The organism is Nitrosomonas sp. Nm33 (genome assembly GCF_900107265.1).
In the GTDB taxonomy this organism is placed as follows: Bacteria; Pseudomonadota; Gammaproteobacteria; order Burkholderiales; family Nitrosomonadaceae; genus Nitrosomonas.
Genome location: NZ_FNPJ01000170.1, coordinates 1 through 1,058, shown reverse-complemented (window position 1 = coordinate 1,058; position 1,058 = coordinate 1). Strand labels below are relative to the sequence as shown.

General features: G+C 44.7%; 2 protein-coding genes. One reads left to right on the top strand and one right to left on the bottom strand.

Annotated elements, in window-relative coordinates; genetic code table 11:
* Window positions 1–76 precede the first annotated feature (76 nt).
* Window positions 77–631 (bottom strand): hypothetical protein, encoded by a 555-nt coding sequence (locus BLV54_RS15330; protein ID WP_143032564.1) that lies wholly within the window; start codon window positions 629–631, stop codon window positions 77–79.
* 23 nt (window positions 632–654) lie between these two features.
* On the opposite strand from BLV54_RS15330, the gene BLV54_RS15325 reads away from it, so the two are divergent.
* A partial coding sequence (locus BLV54_RS15325; protein ID WP_143032488.1) for an IS5 family transposase occupies window positions 655–1,058 on the top strand: 404 nt, incomplete at its 3' end.

Genomic DNA, 1,058 nt, shown 5'->3' with positions numbered 1-1,058 from the left:
GGCCATCCTTCTCTCGAACGGATAATACCTTACGGCGAAATGATACTGGATAGGTCATTCACAAATTATAATCAATTTATATGTGATTGGCTATAACTCCTCCAAGAAATGCGTAAGCGCATGCAGAAATGCACATGGCGTCCTTGTAATGAAATGCAGCCATCACGCCATTGAGTGGGATGGTGCGACCGATATAGGTGCTGAGGCCATGCTTGCGTATTTTTTCTCCTAGCCTGAGACCAGCAAGCAGGTTGCCTTCCGGCGAATGCAGAAATAGCATTTTTGTCATTTTTGCGTCATCGCTTGCCATAAATGCTTCAAAATCATCAGGAGTAGCATTCGTAATTGTGCCGGTAGCTTGGATGAATATCGTTGTCATGCTTATCTGAATTGCATCAAATTTCATGGGCTTTGACGCATCGAGAGATAATTTTGTGTAGGTTGAGATATTCATACAGCCATCACCTTCGGATGGGAGTTTGTTAGGAGGGCATCCTTCTTCCGCCAAGGCTGTTGCAATCAGCGCAACGTTTATCACTATAACAGTCAGCTGCTTTGCTAGGGTCTGTTGACGTTTTGAGATAAGTATTTCATAAATAGAAGCAAACTCGTAATATTGAGGTGTTCTCACACCACCAATAAAACGAGTTTGCGATGCCCCGATTGATGCTCAGCGATGAGTTCTGGTCGAAGCTGGAGAAAATTCTGCTTCAAGAAGCGATTTATAACAAGCGCAATTTGCGCATGACAGTAGAAGGTATGCTATACCGAATGCGGGTTGGTTGTCCGTGGCGAGACTTACCTGAGGTGTTTGGATGCTGGAATTCCATCTACAAGAGATTCAATGCCTGGTCATTAAGTAACAAGTGGAACAGAATTTTCAAGGCACTGATTATTGATCCAGATTGGGAGTGGGAATTTATTGATGGCAGCTACGTTAAAGCGCATCAGCATAGTGCGGGGGCGGTAGGTCAAGAGCCGCAAGCCATCGGGAAAAGCCGTGCGGGTAACACTACAAAGATTCATTTGGCGGTTGATGGTTGTGGTTTACCAGTTGA